Below are 16,431 nucleotides of genomic sequence, written 5' to 3'. Positions count from 1 at the left end.
CACCGGGAATCACGCCGTGGAACGACCATACCCAGTCATTCAGGAGAGGCTTCTCGAAGCCGTTCCGAAGAGGTTTCTGACCGCCCGCCGTCGTCCGCTCTCCGACCTGCCCGAACGCAAGCCCGGCACCGCCCTCGTCCTGCACGTCGGAGGGCGGTGCGTCGAGATGGACGTCGGCCACCGGCTCACGGGGGCCGAGGAGGAACTGCTCGAAGCGACCTCGGTGAGCGTGGTCGACCTGCGCCCGAGGACGATCGTCGTCGAGCTCAACGTCCCGTCCGCCGACCCGGCGGACAGCTTCGACATCCACGTGGTCTTCCAGGCCACCGTGGTCCGCGCCGACATCGCGGCCCAGAACGGCGCCGTGGACCTCGCCGGCGAACTCCGCCGCTACGTCCGCCGGGACGGGAAGCTGCTGAACATCGGCAGCAGCTACCGGGTCTCCCAGATCACCGAAGTCCGGGAGCTGGTGGAGGCCCGGGTCGAGGCGTACTGCCAGCTGCTCCCGTACGAGGACGCGCCCGGCCTGTCGGTCACCTTCCGGCTGGCCGAGGTCGACACCCCGACGGACCTGCGCACCCAGGCGGTGGCCGTGCGGAACGAGACCTGGGAGCAGCAGATCGCCGCGCTGCGCAGCCGCGGCGAGGACGCGGAGATCGGCCGGATGACGTCCCTCGTCCGGCAGGGCCCCGACGCGCTGACGGCGCTCGGCCTGGTGCGCGGCGAGTACGGGCTCGGGGAGGCCATCCGGGCGTCGCGCGAGGACGAGGCCACCGCCCGCGACCACATCATGCAGGCGCTGCAGATCCTCAACGAGAACAAGCAGCTCGACTTCGTGGACGCCCAGCGGCTGGTGGACAGCCTGGTCGACCAGATCACCCGTCCGGTCGGCGGCCCGTCCGCCGCCGACCGACGGATCACCCGGGGCGGCCAGGAGGTCTCCGCCCTCGCCGGCGCGCGGCCCAGGAAGGAGAACGATGAGAATCCTCCCGACGAGAACGACCTCTTCGACTGATCCGGGCCCCGGGTCCGCCGGCCGCCGGCTGCGGGTGCTGACCGGCGTGGACGAGGAGCTGCTCGCCCGCGTCCGCACCGAGCGGGCCCGGTACAGCGCGCTGGGCGCCGTCATGGTGTGCACCGCGGCCATCGGCGGGTTCTCGATGTTCTTCGCGCTCGAGGAGATCATCGGCGGGGTCCGGCCGTGGTTCGTCCTCGCGGCACTCGGCTGGGCCGTGTTCGTGCTGTGCCTGGACCGCTGGCTGGTGTCGAGCTCCGGCGGTTCCCGCTGGCGCACCCGCGCCTCGGTCCTGGCACCCCGGCTCGTCATCGCCTGCTTCTTCGGCTTCCTCATCGCGGAGCCGATCGTGCTGCGGATCTTCGAGCCGTCGGTGCTGTCCGTGGTGGCCCAGGACCGGCAGCAACACCTGGACCACCTGCGCCAGGAGCTGCTGGCGTGCAACCGCCCGCCTGGCGCCGCCGATGCGTCGCAGCCCGCCGGCGCCGACTGCACCGACCGGGACCTCGGCCTCTCCGGGGAGCTCGGCGCCGTCTCCAGGAAGCTGGACCAGCTGCGGTCGCAGGCCGACCAGCTGCGGACCGGGATCGCCGAGGACCAGAAGACCCTCGCCGGGCTGCGGCGGACGGTCAACGAGGAGTGCAACGGCACCGAGGGCCGGGGCCTCACCGGCCGGGCCGGGAACGGTCCGGCGTGCCAGTACGACCAGGAGGCCGTGCGGAACTTCGAGGCCGCGCACCCGGTCGGGGACCAGCAGCGGCAGCTCGCCGAGCTCGACCGCGCGATCACCGAGGCCTCGAAGGGCCGGGCCGGGACGGAGTCGGACTTCCAGAACCTGCTCGTCCGGCGGATCGACGAGCGGTTGAAGCAGGAGGACCAGCCGGGCGCCCCGGTCGGCCTCGGCGACCGGTTCGACGCGCTGTTCGCGCTGGCCGGCCGGAGCGGCTTCATCGGCGCGGCGAGCTGGCTCGTCCGGGTCTTCTTCGTCCTGATCGACTGCATGCCGGTCCTGGTGAAGTTCTTCAGCGGAGCGACCGCCTACGACCGTCTCGTGGAGAACGAGACCGTGTCGGCGGAGCGGATCCACACGGACGAGATGCGGGTCCGTGAGGAGGCGGCCTCCGAGCGGCTCAAGACCGAGCTGCACGAGATCCGGGCGCACGCCGCACGGCGCCGCATGGAGATCGACCTGCAGACCCGACGGCACGCCAACGAGCAGGAGACCCGCCAGCAGCAGGCCGTCGACGAGCTGTGGGAGCGCAAGCTCGGTGAACGCCGGAGGGCGTCGTCCGACGGCGGGGGCGTCCGGCCGGCCGCCGCCGAGCGCCGTGCCGCGGAGGCGCCGGCGCCGGTGCAGCCTGCGGCCGAGGCGCCGACGGTCGACTCCGACGCCCTGGAGCGGCTCGTCGCGCAGAAGCTCGCGGAGAAGCGGGCCGCTCGGGGGCAGGCCGCGCCCGCCGGGGGACCGGTGGCCGACACCGTGGTGCCCGTGGCCGCCCCGGCCGCCGAGCGGCCGGGCGGGCGGGGACCGGTGGTCCCCGTGCCCTGGTCGCTCCTCAAGCCGTCCGCGGAGCCGCAGCGGCACGCCGGTGTGAACGGCCACCAGGCCTGAACCCCGATCGAACGGCCGCCCCGACCACGTGGTCGGGGCGGCCGTTGCGCGTTCAGCCCTGGGCGGCGGCGCGCTGGAGGGCGCTGGCGAGCAGGGCGAGGTCGGTCGGGCCGTTGCCGAGTTCGCGGACGGGGCGGCGGGTCGGCGGCAGGCCGAGCTGCATCAGGTCCACCGCCACGACCGTCGGCCGCAGCGTGGACGTCCGAGGGATCCGGCCGCTGACCCGCGCGGTCTGGAAGGCCGTCACCCCGCCGTCCGGGCGCCGCAGGTAGCCGCGGCCCGGCGTCTCCTCCGGCAGCGCCGCGGCGTCCGGCAGGTGGATCAGCTGGTCGGACTCGGCCGGGTGGTCGGTGCGCAGCGCGATCCGCACCTGGGCGGCCTCGTCGATCTCGGTGCCCGCCGTCCGCTCCGGCGCGCCGGTGGCGGCGACCAGGTGCATGCCGAGCCGGCCGCCGCGCTCGGCGACCGCGGCCAGGGCCCGGGAGAGCGGCCGGCCGGCCGGCGAGGTCGGCGCGTACAGCGCGTCCAGGTCGTCGACCACCACGACCATCCGGGCGGGCACCTGCGGGGCGGCGGCAGCGTCCGGCGCGGTGCGCTGCTCGACCATCCGGGCCGCCGCCGCGGCCGCGGTCGGACCTCCGGCGGTCACCAGGGCGGGCGCCTTGCGGAGTATCCGGGCGGTGTGCCAGGCGGTGAAGTCCCGCTCGCCGAGCAGGGTCTCACGGCGCGCCAGCTCGTCCAGCAGGGCCTCGGCGGTGAGCAGGGCCTGCCGCGGGTCCGCGGCGGCGTCCAGGTGGGCGGTGACGTGCGGCAGGTCGGTGCAGGCACGCAGACCCGCCGACTGGTCCCGGTCGCCGGGGGAGCGGGACTCCACCACGGTGATCTCCAGCCGCTCCGGGCGTTCGGCGACGGCCAGCGAGGCGATCAGGGTGCGCAGCAGCTCGGTCTTGCCGGAGCCGGCCGCGCCGCCGATCAGCAGGTGCGGGCCGCCCTCGGCGCCGTGGCCGTCGGCGGCCTCGGCGTCGGCGAGGTCGACGGTGCACAGGCCGTCCCGGGCGGTGCCGATCAGGGCGGTGGCCGCGCCGGCGCCGTCCGGCAGTCCGGCCCAGCGGTCCGAGAGCTTGGCCGGGGTGACGGCCTCCAGCCGGAGCAGGTCGAGCAGGCGCAGGGCGTCCGGCAGCGGTCCGCGGGCGGCCGGGGCGGCCTCCCGCAGCGGGGCGAGGGCGCGGGCGAGCCGTTCGGCCCAGGCGGCCGGGACGGCGTCCAGGGCGACGTCCTCGATCCGCTCGCGGGCGCCGCCGGCGGGCAGGTCGACGGTGAGCCGGGTGGCGACCTCGCCGGTCACCGCGGCGCGGGCGCCGATCCCGGAGGGCAGCTCCTCCTCGGACTCCGCGAGGCAGACCGTGAAGACGCCGACGGCGGGGCCCTGGCGGAGCAGCAGGTCGAGGCCCTCGCGGGCCTCCGGGGTGCCCGGGTCGCCGTCGACGAGCAGGACGGTGGCCTCAGGGCCGCCCGAGGCGGCGGCCAGCTCGGCGAGCCGGGCCCGGGCCTGCTCGGGGCCGAAGCCGACCAGCAGCCGGCAGTCCTGCCCCTGGCCGGGGCGCAGGTGGGGCAGCCACATCGTCCAGTCCCAGTCGGCGGCGCGCTGCTCGTCGGCGGCGACCACCACCAGGGCGAGGCCGCTCGGCGGGTGCAGCACGGCGAGCTGGGCGAGCACGGCGCGGGCGAGCCCGGTGAGCCGCGGCCGCGGCCCGGCGAGGCCGAGGCTGCCCGCGGTCTGCAGGTCGGCGGTGACCGGGACGGCGGGCAGCAGCGTGCCCGGGGCGGTGCCGGGGCCGCCCGGCCGGTCGGCGGTGCCGAGCCGGACGGCGAGCGCGTCGGGGTGGGTCGGGGTGCGCTCCCACAGCCTCGGGCCGGGGCCGAGCGCGGTGAGCAGCAGGGCGGCCGGGTCGGGCCAGCGCTCGCGCTGCGCGGCGGCCTGCCGGGCGCGGGCCGCGGCGTGCTGGGCGGCGGCCTCGGGGGTGGGCTGCTGGGGCGCGGTGCGGGAGCGGCGCAGCGAGAGCAGGCCGCGGGCGCGGCCGCCGGGGACCTGCGGGGGCTGCGAGGGCGGCGGGGGCACGGCGGCGGCCGTGCGGGCGCCGGGCCGGTCGGGCAGCTGGAGGTGGCCGTCGCCGTCCGGCACGGCGGACCGCGACCCGGAATTCCCCCCGATCTCCGTGCGGGCGATCTGCAGGGTCGACTCGCCGAGCCGCAGCAGTCCGCCCTCGGGCAGCTCCGAGGAGTCGCCGCGCAGCCAGCGGCCGTCGAGCAGGGTGCCGTTGGTGGAGTCCAGGTCGCGGACGGTGACCGTGCCGTCGGCGAGGTGGAGGGCGAGGTGCAGCCGGGAGACGTCCGGGTCGTCGAGCGGCACGTCGGCCTCGCTGGAGCGGCCGACGCTGATCTCCTCGCCGTGCAGCCGGTGCACGCCGCCCGCGTCGGGGCCGCCGACGACCCGCAGTTCGGCGGCGGCGGGCAGCTCGTCGGGCCCGGTGTCCGGGTCCGGTTCGCCGAGCGAGAGGACCGCGCCGTCGATCAGCGGCGGCCGGCCGAGCAGCGCCTGGTCGTCCACCCGTTCCGCCCCGGCGTACAGCTGCACGTGCGTGGCGGACCGCGGGCCGCGCACGCCCGCCGCGCCCGCGAGCGCGCCGGCGACTGCGCCGAGCGCCGTGCCGGAGGGTGCCGTGACCAGCACGTCCGTGGACGATCCGGCGCCGGCCGGGCCGCTGCGCGGTCGGAGGACGGTGAGCCGGATCTGCATCTCGCCCGGGTCCCTTCTGCACACGTGTGGTGCCTGCCATCCTGCCACCCTGGAGCGACAGTCCGGGCACGGTACCGGATTTGACGATCTTGCGATCATCGCCGGGGCCGGACCGACGGCACGTCAGCCCGGGCGTCCCCTAGGGGGTGCCCCCGAGACTTCCGTGCAGCTCGCGGTGCGCTCGCCTCGGCAAGCCGCCCGGGCACCGTTAGAGTTTGCGAAAACCGCGGAATCGTGGCCACCTGTCCGACCTCCGGGCAGCGAGGACGAGCGACCACAGGAGTCACAGGTGCGGCCGGTCGGCAGCAAGTATCTGATCGAGGAGAGCCTCGGGCGAGGGGCCACCGGTACGGTCTTCCGCGGCCGGGTCCGCGACGACGCCGCCGTTCCGGGCCTGGAGCCGGGCCGCGCGGTCGCCGTCAAGGTGCTGCGCGAGGAGCTGGCCACCGACCCCGACGTGGTGATGCGCTTCCTGCGGGAGCGCTCGGTGCTGCTGCGGCTCACCCACCCCAACATCGTCCGGGTCCGCGACCTGGTGGTGGAGGGCGAGCTGCTCGCCCTGGTGATGGACCTCGTCGAGGGGCCGGACCTCTTCCGCTACCTGCGCTCCAACGGCCCGCTCAGCCCGATCGCCGGCGCCCTGCTGATGGCGCAGATCGCCGACGCGCTGGCGGTCAGCCACGCCGACGGCGTCGTCCACCGCGACCTGAAGCCGGCCAACGTGCTGCTGGCGACCACGGCCGGCCCGGACGGCTCCGAGCAGATGCACCCGATGCTCACCGACTTCGGCATCGCCCGGCTCGCCGACTCCCCGGGCATCACCCGCACCCACGAGTTCGTCGGCACCCCGGCGTACGTCGCCCCGGAGTCCGCCGAGGGCCGACCGCAGACCGCCGCGGTCGACGTGTACGGCGCCGGCATCATGCTGTACGAGCTGGTCACCGGCCGTCCGCCGTTCCAGGGCGACGGCCCGATCGCGGTGCTTCAGGCCCACCTCGCCCAGGAGCCGGAGCGCCCGCGCTCGCTGCCCGAGCCGCTGTGGACGGTGATCGAGCGCTGCCTGCGCAAGAGCCCGGCCGAGCGGCCGACCTCGGTCGCGCTGGCCGAGGCGCTGCGGGTGGTCGCGGCCGGGATCGGCGTGCACTCCTCGCCCGCCGCGGTCGAGGCCGCGCTGGCCGTCGGCGACCTGCTGGTGACCGACCCGGCGCTGGCCGCCGCCGCGCCGACCGCGGTGAACCCGCTGCCGGCCGGTTCCGCCGACGCCACCCAGGTGCTGCCCTCCCGCGGGTTCGACCCGGGCGCCGCGACCCAGGTGGTCGCCGCCGCCCCGGGCGCCGAGGACCGCACGCAGGTGATGGCCCCGCCGCCGGCCGCCTCCGGCGACCGGACCCGGGTGATGCCGCCGGTGCCCCCGGGCCCGCCCGCCGCCGAGCCGGAGGCGCCGCACCCGTGGCAGACCCAGCTGCGCGCCGCCCGCGACCGCAACCAGCAGACCCAGATCGGCTACTTCGACCCGGAGGAGCTGGACCGCCCGCAGGTCGCCCCGCAGCCGTACCAGGCCCAGCAGCCGTACCAGGCGCCCCCGCCCCACCAGGCCCCGCCGCCGTACCAGGCGCCGCAGGGCCGGCCGCCGCAGCCGCCCCGGAACGGCCGCGGGTCGGGCGGCTACTCGCAGCGCCCGCCGGTGGCCCCGCAGCCGTACCAGGCCCGGCAGAACCCGCCGCAGCCCCCGCAGGGCTACCGCCAGCCCCCGCAGGCGCAGCCGCAGCCCTACCAGGCCGCGCCGGCCCCGCAGGCGTACCCGCCGCCGCAGCCGCCCGCGCCGGCCCCGCAGCGCCGGCAGGAGCCCGCCCCGCAGCGGCGCCCCGAGCCGGCCCCGGCGCCCCGCCGCGAGCCGGCCCCGCGCCGGGAGCCGCGGCCGCGCAGCCGCAACCGGATGTACATCCCGGGCCTCGGCTGCCTCAAGGGCTGCCTGATGGTGCTGCTGATCCTGGCGATCGCCGCGGTGGCGCTGTGGAACTTCACCGACCTGCCGGTGTACTGGGAGAACGTCAAGAGCTGGTTCGCCAGCGCGAGCGACTGGATCAGCGGGTTGAACGGCGGTCGGTGAGCAGCCGACGGTCCGTCAGGGCGGTGATTTTGGCACTTTGTCGACAATTCACGAACTTTCCGTGAAACGACCGTCCCCGACGGCCCTCCAGCGCCCCCCGGAGGGCCGTCGGGCGCGTAGGTTGGTCGTCGAGCACCGACCTACCGAGCCCACGGAGCAGCATTGGCACGCAAGATCGGCAGCCGCTACACCGTCCACCAGGTGATCGGCCGGGGTTCCGCCGGCACGGTCTGGCTGGGCGAGGGCCCGGACGGGCCGGTGGCCGTCAAGTTGCTGCGCGAGGACCTGGCCTCCGACCAGGTCCTGGTCGGCCGCTTCGTCCAGGAGCGCGCCGCCCTCACCAGCCTCGACCATCCCCGGGTGGTCGGCGTGCACGACATGGTCGTGGACGGCAGCGACCTCGCCCTGGTCATGGACCTCGTCCAGGGCACCGACCTGCGCACCCGGCTGGAGCGCGAGGGCGTGCTCCCCCCGCTCGCCGCCGCCTCGGTGATCGCCGACGTCGCCGACGGCCTGGCCGCCGCGCACGCCGCCGGCATCGTCCACCGCGACGTCAAGCCCGAGAACGTGCTGCTCGACCTCGCCGCCCCGCCCGGACCCGGCGGCGCCCCCCGGGCCAAGCTCACCGACTTCGGCATCGCCCGCCTCGTCGACGCCCCCCGCCGCACCCGGGCCACCCGGATCATCGGCACCCCCGACTACCTCGCCCCCGAGATCATCGAGGGCCTGGAGCCGCGCGCCGCCGTCGACATCTACGCCCTCGCCACCGTGCTCTACGAGCTGCTGGCCGGCTTCACGCCCTTCGGCGGCGGCCACACCGGCGCCGTGCTGCGCCGGCACGTTACCGAGAGCGTCCCGCCCGTCCCCGGCATGCCGGACGGCCTGTGGCGGATCATCTCCGAGTGCCTGGCCAAGGCCCCCGCCTCCCGGCTGCGGGCCGCCGAGCTGGCCTCCCGGCTGCGCGAGCAGCTGCCGGTCCTCGCCGGACTGCCGCCGCTCGCCGTCCCCGCCCAGCGCGGCCCGGTCGAGGACGTGCTCACCCCCGGCGAGGCGGTGTACGCCGAGGTCGACGCCGGCACGGGCACCCACCGCCGCCGGCGCGGCCCGGCCGTGCCGCTCGTCCCCGCCCCCTCGCCGGACTCCACCCGCGACACCCACACCAGCCTGCGCCGCCCCTCCCCGCAGGAGCTCGCCTCCTACGCCGCCGAGTCCCGCGCGCAGCGCTCCGCCGCCCCGGTCACCAGCCACCGGCGCCGCCGGCTGGTGCGCCGCCGCCGGATGCTCGCCGTGCTGATCGCCACCGTGCTGCTGCTGGCCGGCGCCGCCGCCGCGTACAGCGCCTTCGCCGCCGAACCGCCCGCCGCCGGGCCCGCCCACGCGGCCGCGGGCGGGCCCGCGGCGGCCCTCGGACCCCCGGTGTAGCCGAACGGTCTCCGCGAACCATTACGCTTGAGGCGTGGCAGCCGTCGATCCTTCCGAAGAGCTCAAGAACCTCGAGACGACCATGGGGTCGATCGAGGCCGTCCTCGACCTGGACAAGATCCGGGCCGACATCGCGACCCTGGAGGAGGAGGCAGCCGCCCCGACCCTCTGGGACGACGTCGCCAACGCGCAGAAGGTCACCAGCCGGCTCTCGTTCCTCCAGGGCGAACTGCGCAAGTTCGAGACCCTGCGCGGCCGGGTCGACGACCTGGGCGTCCTGTTCGAGCTGGCCGAGGCCGAGGACGACGCGGACACCCGCGCCGAGGCCGAGGTCGAGCTGGAGTCGGTCAAGAAGGCCGTCGAGGAGCTCGAGGTCCGCACCCTCCTGTCGGGCGAGTACGACGCCCGCGAGGCCCTGGTCAACATCCGTGCCGAGGCGGGCGGCGTCGACGCCGCCGACTTCGCCGAGCAGCTGATGCGCATGTACCTGCGCTGGGCCGAGCGGCACGGCTACCCGACTGAGGTCTACGACACCTCGTACGCCGAAGAGGCCGGCATCAAGTCCGCGACCTTCACCGTCAAGGCGCCGTACGCCTACGGCACCCTCTCCGTCGAGCAGGGCACCCACCGCCTGGTGCGCATCTCCCCGTTCGACAACCAGGGCCGCCGGCAGACCTCCTTCGCCGGCGTCGAGGTCCTCCCGGTCGTCGAGCAGTCCGACCACGTCGACATCGACGAGGGCGACCTGCGCATCGACGTGTACCGCGCCTCCGGCCCCGGCGGCCAGGGCGTCAACACCACCGACTCCGCGGTGCGCATCACCCACCTGCCGACCGGCATCGTGGTCTCCTGCCAGAACGAGCGCTCGCAGATCCAGAACAAGGCCTCGGCGATGAACGTCCTCCAGGCCAAGCTGCTGGAGCGGCGCCGCCAGGAGGAGAAGGCCGCGATGGACGCCCTCAAGGACAGCGGCAGCTCCTGGGGCAACCAGATGCGTTCCTACGTCCTGCACCCGTACCAGATGGTCAAGGACCTGCGCACCGAGCACGAGGTCGGCAACCCGCAGGCCGTCCTGGACGGCGACATCGACGGCTTCATCGAGGCCGGCATCCGCTGGCGCAAGCAGCGGGAGACCGCCAGCTGATCGGGTGCGGATGCCGGGCGAGGTGAACGTTCGGCACAGCATCGAGGCCGGCATCCGCCGGCGCGAGCAGCGGGAGACCGCCAGCTGATTCCTGACACACGAAGAAGGCCCCCGGAGCTCGGCTCCGGGGGCCTTCGGGCGTTCCTGGTCTCAGGCCAGCGCCTGCCGGGCGATGAGGGCCACCGCGAACAGTGCCGCGATCAGGGCCAGCAGGGTCGCCGGGGTCAGTGCGGCGAACGGGCCCTGCTGCTCCTGCATGCGGGCCCGGTTGGCGCGGCACACCGGGCACCGGCCCTCGCTCACGCGGCCGTTGCAGTTGGCGCACACCAGATGGTCGCAGGTCATGCGATCTCCTCCTTGCTGTCACTGCAAACGCACCGGACGGGCCGATGGTTCCGTCCGTCTCTCCACTGTGCCAGGTTCGCGGACGCCCGGCCCCTGCAGAGGGGGTGTTCTCCGGTGCGATTGTGAGATAGCGCGCACAAATCCCGCCTTCCAATTCCGGACAGACAGGAACAATCCCCGACGAATCATCGGTCGGTACCCGACCCGGGACTGCGGGTCGGGCCGTGGTTCGCGTATGGTCCCAGACCTGGAGCGGTCGGGGAGGATGCCGCTTCGACCGCCGCTCCCGGTCCGGGGCGCGGACGGGCCCACCTAGGATGGCCTCCGTGATGCAGCCGTGATCAGATTCGACAACGTCTCCAAGACCTATCCCAAGCAGAACCGTCCTGCCCTGGACAACGTCTCGCTGGAGATCGAGAAGGGCGAGTTCGTCTTCCTGGTCGGCTCGTCCGGCTCGGGGAAGTCGACCTTCCTCCGGCTCTGCCTGCGCGAGGAGCGCCCCAGTACCGGGGCCGTGCACGTGATGGGCAAGGACCTCGGCAAGCTGTCCAACTGGAAGGTGCCGCACATGCGCCGCCAGCTGGGCACGATCTTCCAGGACTTCCGCCTGCTGCCGAACAAGACGGTCGCGCAGAACGTCGGCTTCGCCCTGGAGGTCATCGGCAAGCCGCGCAGCGCCATCGCCAAGGTGGTGCCCGAGGTGCTCGACCTGGTCGGCCTCGGCGGCAAGGAGGACCGCATGCCCGGCGAGCTCTCCGGTGGTGAGCAGCAGCGCGTGGCGATCGCCCGTGCCTTCGTCAACCGCCCGATGCTGCTGATCGCGGACGAGCCCACGGGAAACCTCGACCCGCAGAACTCGGTCGGCATCATGAAGCTCCTCGACCGGATCAACCGCACCGGCACCACGGTGCTGATGGCCACGCACGACCAGGCCATCGTCGACCAGATGCGCAAGCGCGTGATCGAACTCGACAAGGGGCTGCTGGTCCGCGACCAGGCCCGCGGCGTGTACGGCTACCAGAACTAGCCGCCACCCGTCGTCACGCCTGACCGCCCAGCCTGCACCGACCCTGGATTGAGAGAAGCATGCGCATCCGGTTCGTCCTCTCGGAGATCGGCATCGGCCTCCGCCGCAACCTGACGATGACCATCGCGGTCATCGTCAGTGTCGCGCTGTCCCTCGCCCTCGCCGGTGGCAGCCTCCTGGTCCGCGACCAGGTCAACTCGATGAAGGGCTACTGGTACGACAAGGTCGAGGTCAGCATCTCGTTCTGCACCAAGTTCGACATGGCGGCCTCGGCGCAGTGCGCCAGCGGTGCGGCCACCGACGACCAGGTGACCGCGGTCAAGGCGCAGCTCGACAAGATGACCCCGCTGGTGCAGAAGGCCACCCTGGAGACCGCCCCCGAGGCGTACAAGCACTGGAAGGAGTCGAACCCGGACAACCCGCTGCTCGCGGCGGTCGGTCCGGAGGCGATGCCGCAGTCGTGGCGGGTCAAGCTCAGCGACCCGACGAAGTACGACGTCATCCAGAGCGCCTTCGCCGGCAAGCCCGGCGTGAAGTCGGTGGACGACCAGCGCCGGATCCTGGAGAACCTCTTCGGCCTGCTGAACGGTCTGCAGACCGCCGCCTTCGTCATCATGGTGCTGATGCTCTTCGTGGCGCTGCTGCTGATCGTCAACACCGTCCGGGTGTCGGCCTTCAGCCGACGGCGCGAGACCGGCATCATGCGCCTCGTCGGTGCCTCGAACTTCTACGTGCAGATGCCGTTCATCGCGGAGGCCGCGTTCTCCGCCCTGCTCGGCGCGGTGATGGCCTCCGGCCTGCTGCTGCTCGGCCACTTCTTCGTCCAGCACTGGCTGGCGAAGCGGGTGCTGTTCATCCAGTTCATCGGCCTGTCCTCGGTCCTGACGGTGATTCCGCTGCTGGTCGTGGTCGGCATGGCGATGGCCGGCATCGCGGCCTTCTTCACCCTGCGCAAGTACCTCAAGGTCTGACCTGCGAGGTCCCGGGCGGCCCCGGACGGCATTGCGCCGTCCGGGGCCGCCCTCGTCGTACCCGGGCGTTCCGTCGCCCCGGCGGGGCCGTGCCGCCTAGACTCCGTCGCATGCCGGGAAGCCACCGTCGGGTACGCCAGGGAGCCGCGCTCACCCTGGTGTTCGGCGTCGTCCTGATGGCGGGTGCCGCGAGCGGCGCCTGGGGCGAGCCGCTGACGGTGCCGCTGCCGCCCTCGACGGACGCCGCCGCACGGCTCGCCGCCGGACGGGACGTCACCGGAGCCGACCTCAGCCCGCAGCAGGCCGAGGCCCTGGTCGACGCGAGCGGCGACCGCTGGGCCGCCTACCTGAGCCCGGACCAGTACGCGGACCTGATCCGCGGCCGCTACCTCGGCGTGGGGCTCTCGGTGGACCGCAGCGGGGACGGATCGACCGCCGTCTCCGCCGTGCAGCCCGGCGGCCCGGCCGCCCGGGCCGGCATCGCGGCCGGGGACCGGCTGGTCGCGGTCGACGGCGCCCGGGCCGACGGCCTGCCGGTGACGGAGGTGGTGGCCCGGCTGCGCGGCAGCGCCGGTGCCCCGACCGACCGCACGGTGGCGCTCACCGTCTCGCGCGGCTCGGCGGCCCCGCGCGAGGTCGTGCTGGGGCGGGCCTTACTGGCCGCCCAGGAGGTCGGTGTCGAGCGGCTGCCCGACGGCGTGACGCGGATCGCCGTGCGGGCCTTCACCAGCGGCGTGGCCGAACAGGTCCGGATCGCGGCCCAGGGGGCCCGGGCGGTCGTGCTGGACCTGCGCGGCAGCTCCGGCGGCCTGGTCGACGAGGCGGTCGGCACCGCCTCGGTCTTCCTGGACGGCGGGCCGGTCGCCTCCTACGAGTCCCGCGGGGTGCGGCGCGAGCTGGCGGCCGCGTCCGGCGGGGACACCGCCACCCCGCTGGTGGTGCTGGTGGACGGCGGGACGATGAGCGCCGCCGAACTGCTCGCCGGCGCCCTGCAGGACCGCTGCCGGGCCGTCCTGGTGGGCGCCAGGACCTTCGGCAAGGGCACCGTGCAGCAGCCCAGCCGGCTGGCGGACGGCGGCGTGGTGGAGCTCACCGTGGGCCGCTACTACACCCCCGAGGGCCGTTCGCCCGACGGCACCGGCCTGCAGCCCGACGTCTCGGCCGCCCCGGAGGGCGCCGCCGACCTCGCCCTGCACGTCCTCGCGGGCCTGGGCGCGCGCCGCTGATCCGCCGGGCCGCCACGGCCCCGCAGCGGCGTGCCGGCGGCCCGCCGGCCCGGCGCGCCCGCCGCCCGCGCGCAAAAGGACTGCCCCCGACGTCGCCGAGGTGCGAGAATGTCGGCGCTATGGCAAAGGAAAAGGGCAACAAGGTCATCGCGCAGAACAAGCGGGCGCGGCACGAGTACACCATCCTCGACACCTACGAGTGCGGCATGGTGCTGACCGGTACCGAGGTGAAGTCCCTCCGCGAGGGCCGGGCGAACATCGTCGACGGGTACGCCTACATCCAGGGGCACGAGGCCTGGGTCGACAACCTGTTCATCCCGGAGTACACCCAGGGCACCTGGACGAACCACTCGGCGAAGCGCAAGCGCAAGCTCCTGCTGCACAAGCTGGAGATCCGCAAGCTGGAGTCGAAGGTGAAGGAGACGGGCCACACGCTCGTCCCGCTCTCCCTGTACTTCAAGGACGGCCGGGTCAAGCTGGAGATCGCCCTGGCGGTTGGCAAGAAGCTGTACGACAAGCGCCAGACGCTGCGCGAGCAGCAGGACCGGCGTGAGTCGGACCGCGCGATCGCCGCGGCCCGCCGCAGGCAGCGCGCGGTCTGACCCCGGCCCGGCCTCCGGCCGGCCCGTCGGAGGGGCCCCGCCCCGCCGCCCGGTAATGCGCTGGACCCTCCGGGGGCCGACCGCGTACCATGGCACTCGCACCGCCGGAGGGCCCCGCCCACCGGAGCTGTTTGTCAAATCAACATGGGGATGATCGGTTTCGACGGTGGTAGTCGAAACAGGAGAAGCGAGCCGAGGAACGCGGCAATGATCTCGTTAACCACGTGTCGCAAAAAAATAATCGCCAACACCAAGCGCGATACCCCGCAGTTCGCTCTCGCTGCCTGATCAGCGAGCGAATAGGGTGTCAGACCGGGGAGTTCCCGACCCGGACCCTGGCATAATCTAGGGAACTCAACCAACCGCCCCGGCTACGGGGGCGGGAGGGAAACCAAACAGTAGCTGGGCCCGTCGGCGGCTTGTCCGCGTGACTGCCGGGGCCGAGAAAAGCACAGCGGACTGCGCTCGGAGAAGTCCTGAATCCACTCCATCGGACCCGGGTTCGATTCCCGGCATCTCCACCATCCCATGTGCACCCAGGCCGTCCTCCACTCCCGGAGGGCGGCCTTCGTGTGTCTCCGGAGCCTCACACCGGCGGACGGCGGCGGGTGAGAGGACGGTTCCGCAGGCTTCACAGACCACAACGATCCCGAAACCATGGGCTCCTAGCGTCATCGATGACAGCACGGGCAGGGCAGGCACCGGCACGCAAGGGGAGACCGATGAGCGACACAGCCCAGCGCAGAACAGGCGGCCGCTGGATCCAGGAATGGCGGCCCGAGGACACCGAATTCTGGGAGCGCACCGGCCGCAAGGTGGCCAACCGGAACCTGATCTTCTCGGTCTTCTCCGAGCACATCGGCTTCTCGATCTGGAGCCTGTGGTCGGTCATGGTCCTCTTCATGGGCAAGGGCTACGGCATCGACCCGGCCGGCAAATTCTTCCTGGTGGCCATGCCCACCCTGGTCGGCTCCTTCGTCCGGATCCCCTACACCTTCGCCGTCGCCCGCTTCGGCGGCCGGAACTGGACGATCGTCTCCGCGCTGCTGCTCCTCGTCCCGAGCATCGCCGCGGCGTACGTGATGCACCCCGGCACCTCCTACACCACCTTCATGGTGGTCGCGGCCCTCACCGGTGTCGGCGGCGGCAACTTCGCCTCCTCCATGACCAACATCAACGCCTTCTTCCCGCTCCGGAAGAAGGGCTGGGCGCTCGGCCTCAACGCGGGCGGCGGCAACATCGGCGTCCCCGTCATCCAGCTGATCGGCCTCGGCGTGATCACCTGGGCCGGCGCCACCTCGCCCCGCCTGGTGCTCGGCATCTACATCCCGCTGATCGCCGTCGCCGCGCTCTGCTCGGCCCTGTTCATGGACAACCTGGCCCAGCTCAGCAACGACACCGGCACCTTCAAGGCCATCCTCAAGGAGAGGCACACCTGGCTGATGTCGGTGCTCTACATCGGCACCTTCGGCTCCTTCATCGGCTTCTCCTTCGCCTTCGGCCTCGTCCTGCAGAACCAGTTCGGCCGGACCCCGCTGCAGGCCGCCCAGCTCACCTTCATCGGCCCGCTGCTCGGCTCGGTCATCCGCCCGGTCGGCGGCTGGCTGGCCGACCGCTGGGGCGGCTCCCGGATCACCTTCTGGAACTTCGTCGCGATGGCCGCCGCCGCCTCGGTGGTGACCTACGCCTCCTCGATCAAGTCGCTGCCGGTCTTCCTCGTCGGCTTCATCGCGCTCTTCGTCTTCGCCGGCATCGGCAACGGCTCCACCTACAAGATGATCCCCGGCATCTTCGAGGCCAAGGCCCAGGACCGGATCGCCGCCGGCGACACCGCGGACGACGCGGCCGCCTGGTCCCGCCGGATGTCCGGCGCCGCGATCGGCGTGATCGGTGCGGTCGGCGCCCTCGGCGGCCTGTTCATCAACCTCGCCTTCCGCCAGTCCTTCCTCACCACCAAGAGCGGCACCCCCGCCTTCGTCTCCTTCCTCGCCGCCTACGCCGTCTGCTTCGCCCTCACCTGGGCGGTCTACCTGCGCCGCCCGAGCGCCGCCCCCACCGGCACCCAGGCCCCGGCACTCGCCCGGGTCTGATCGCCACCGAGGGCCGGTCCGCACCGCGGACCGGCCCTCACCTGCGAAACAAGCCGGAAATCGGACCGAC

Annotated in this window: 12 protein-coding genes and 1 other RNA gene; 11 read left to right on the top strand and 2 right to left on the bottom strand. The window is 73.6% G+C overall.

The window, feature by feature from the left end; all coding sequences use genetic code 11:
* Positions 1-16 precede the first annotated feature (16 nt).
* Positions 17-1,015, top strand: a complete 999-nt coding sequence (locus tag AB0O09_RS26405) for a hypothetical protein (RefSeq protein ID WP_359983882.1) — start codon at positions 17-19, stop codon at positions 1,013-1,015.
* Entirely contained in the window at positions 978-2,627 is a 1,650-nt protein-coding gene (locus AB0O09_RS26400) for a DUF4407 domain-containing protein (protein ID WP_363545211.1), read from the top strand. The genes AB0O09_RS26405 and AB0O09_RS26400 overlap by 38 nt, the downstream gene beginning before the upstream one ends.
* A gap of 52 nt (positions 2,628-2,679) precedes the next feature.
* Here the strand turns inward: AB0O09_RS26400 and AB0O09_RS26395 are convergent, their stop codons facing one another.
* The gene (locus AB0O09_RS26395; protein WP_363545208.1) at positions 2,680-5,424 is read right to left on the bottom strand and encodes an FHA domain-containing protein; all 2,745 of its coding nucleotides are present in this window, start codon (positions 5,422-5,424) and stop codon (positions 2,680-2,682) included.
* A 289-nt stretch (positions 5,425-5,713) separates the two neighbouring features.
* On the opposite strand from AB0O09_RS26395, the gene AB0O09_RS26390 reads away from it, so the two are divergent.
* The 3 genes from AB0O09_RS26390 to prfB all read left to right on the top strand — a co-directional run bounded on the left by AB0O09_RS26390 (position 5,714) and on the right by prfB (position 10,100).
* Positions 5,714-7,534 (top strand): serine/threonine-protein kinase, encoded by a 1,821-nt coding sequence (locus tag AB0O09_RS26390; RefSeq protein ID WP_363545205.1) that lies wholly within the window; start codon positions 5,714-5,716, stop codon positions 7,532-7,534.
* 162 nt (positions 7,535-7,696) lie between these two features.
* Entirely contained in the window at positions 7,697-8,956 is a 1,260-nt protein-coding gene (locus AB0O09_RS26385; protein WP_363545202.1) for a serine/threonine-protein kinase, read from the top strand.
* A gap of 34 nt (positions 8,957-8,990) precedes the next feature.
* Positions 8,991-10,100 (top strand): peptide chain release factor 2, encoded by a 1,110-nt coding sequence (gene prfB / locus AB0O09_RS26380; protein ID WP_363545199.1) that lies wholly within the window; start codon positions 8,991-8,993, stop codon positions 10,098-10,100.
* A gap of 150 nt (positions 10,101-10,250) precedes the next feature.
* Here the strand turns inward: prfB and AB0O09_RS26375 are convergent, their stop codons facing one another.
* Positions 10,251-10,445 carry a hypothetical protein gene (locus AB0O09_RS26375; protein WP_263105151.1) on the bottom strand — a complete coding sequence of 65 codons (195 nt, stop codon included), beginning with the start codon at positions 10,443-10,445 and terminating at the stop codon, positions 10,251-10,253.
* Positions 10,446-10,782: 337 nt separating this feature from the next.
* On the opposite strand from AB0O09_RS26375, the gene ftsE reads away from it, so the two are divergent.
* The 6 genes from ftsE to AB0O09_RS26345 all read left to right on the top strand — a co-directional run bounded on the left by ftsE (position 10,783) and on the right by AB0O09_RS26345 (position 16,361).
* The gene (gene ftsE, locus AB0O09_RS26370) at positions 10,783-11,472 is read left to right on the top strand and encodes a cell division ATP-binding protein FtsE (RefSeq protein WP_344623412.1); all 690 of its coding nucleotides are present in this window, start codon (positions 10,783-10,785) and stop codon (positions 11,470-11,472) included.
* A 59-nt stretch (positions 11,473-11,531) separates the two neighbouring features.
* Positions 11,532-12,443 (top strand): permease-like cell division protein FtsX, encoded by a 912-nt coding sequence (gene ftsX / locus AB0O09_RS26365; protein WP_344623413.1) that lies wholly within the window; start codon positions 11,532-11,534, stop codon positions 12,441-12,443.
* Between the two features lie 110 nt (positions 12,444-12,553).
* Positions 12,554-13,669, top strand: a complete 1,116-nt coding sequence (locus AB0O09_RS26360; protein ID WP_363545195.1) for a S41 family peptidase — start codon at positions 12,554-12,556, stop codon at positions 13,667-13,669.
* Positions 13,670-13,788: 119 nt separating this feature from the next.
* Complete coding sequence (gene smpB / locus AB0O09_RS26355; protein WP_363545192.1) at positions 13,789-14,271, top strand: SsrA-binding protein SmpB; 483 nt, start codon at positions 13,789-13,791, stop codon at positions 14,269-14,271.
* 146 nt (positions 14,272-14,417) lie between these two features.
* Positions 14,418-14,795, top strand: a transfer-messenger RNA (tmRNA) gene (ssrA, locus tag AB0O09_RS26350).
* 198 nt (positions 14,796-14,993) lie between these two features.
* Positions 14,994-16,361 carry a nitrate/nitrite transporter gene (locus AB0O09_RS26345; RefSeq protein ID WP_363545189.1) on the top strand — a complete coding sequence of 456 codons (1,368 nt, stop codon included), beginning with the start codon at positions 14,994-14,996 and terminating at the stop codon, positions 16,359-16,361.
* Positions 16,362-16,431: the final 70 nt, after the last annotated feature.

Source organism: Kitasatospora sp. NPDC093679, from assembly GCF_040683455.1.
Lineage (GTDB): Bacteria > Actinomycetota > Actinomycetes > Streptomycetales > Streptomycetaceae > Kitasatospora > Kitasatospora arboriphila.
The sequence above is the reverse complement of the archived record's forward strand: the minus strand, read 5'-3'. Positions and strand labels throughout refer to the sequence as shown.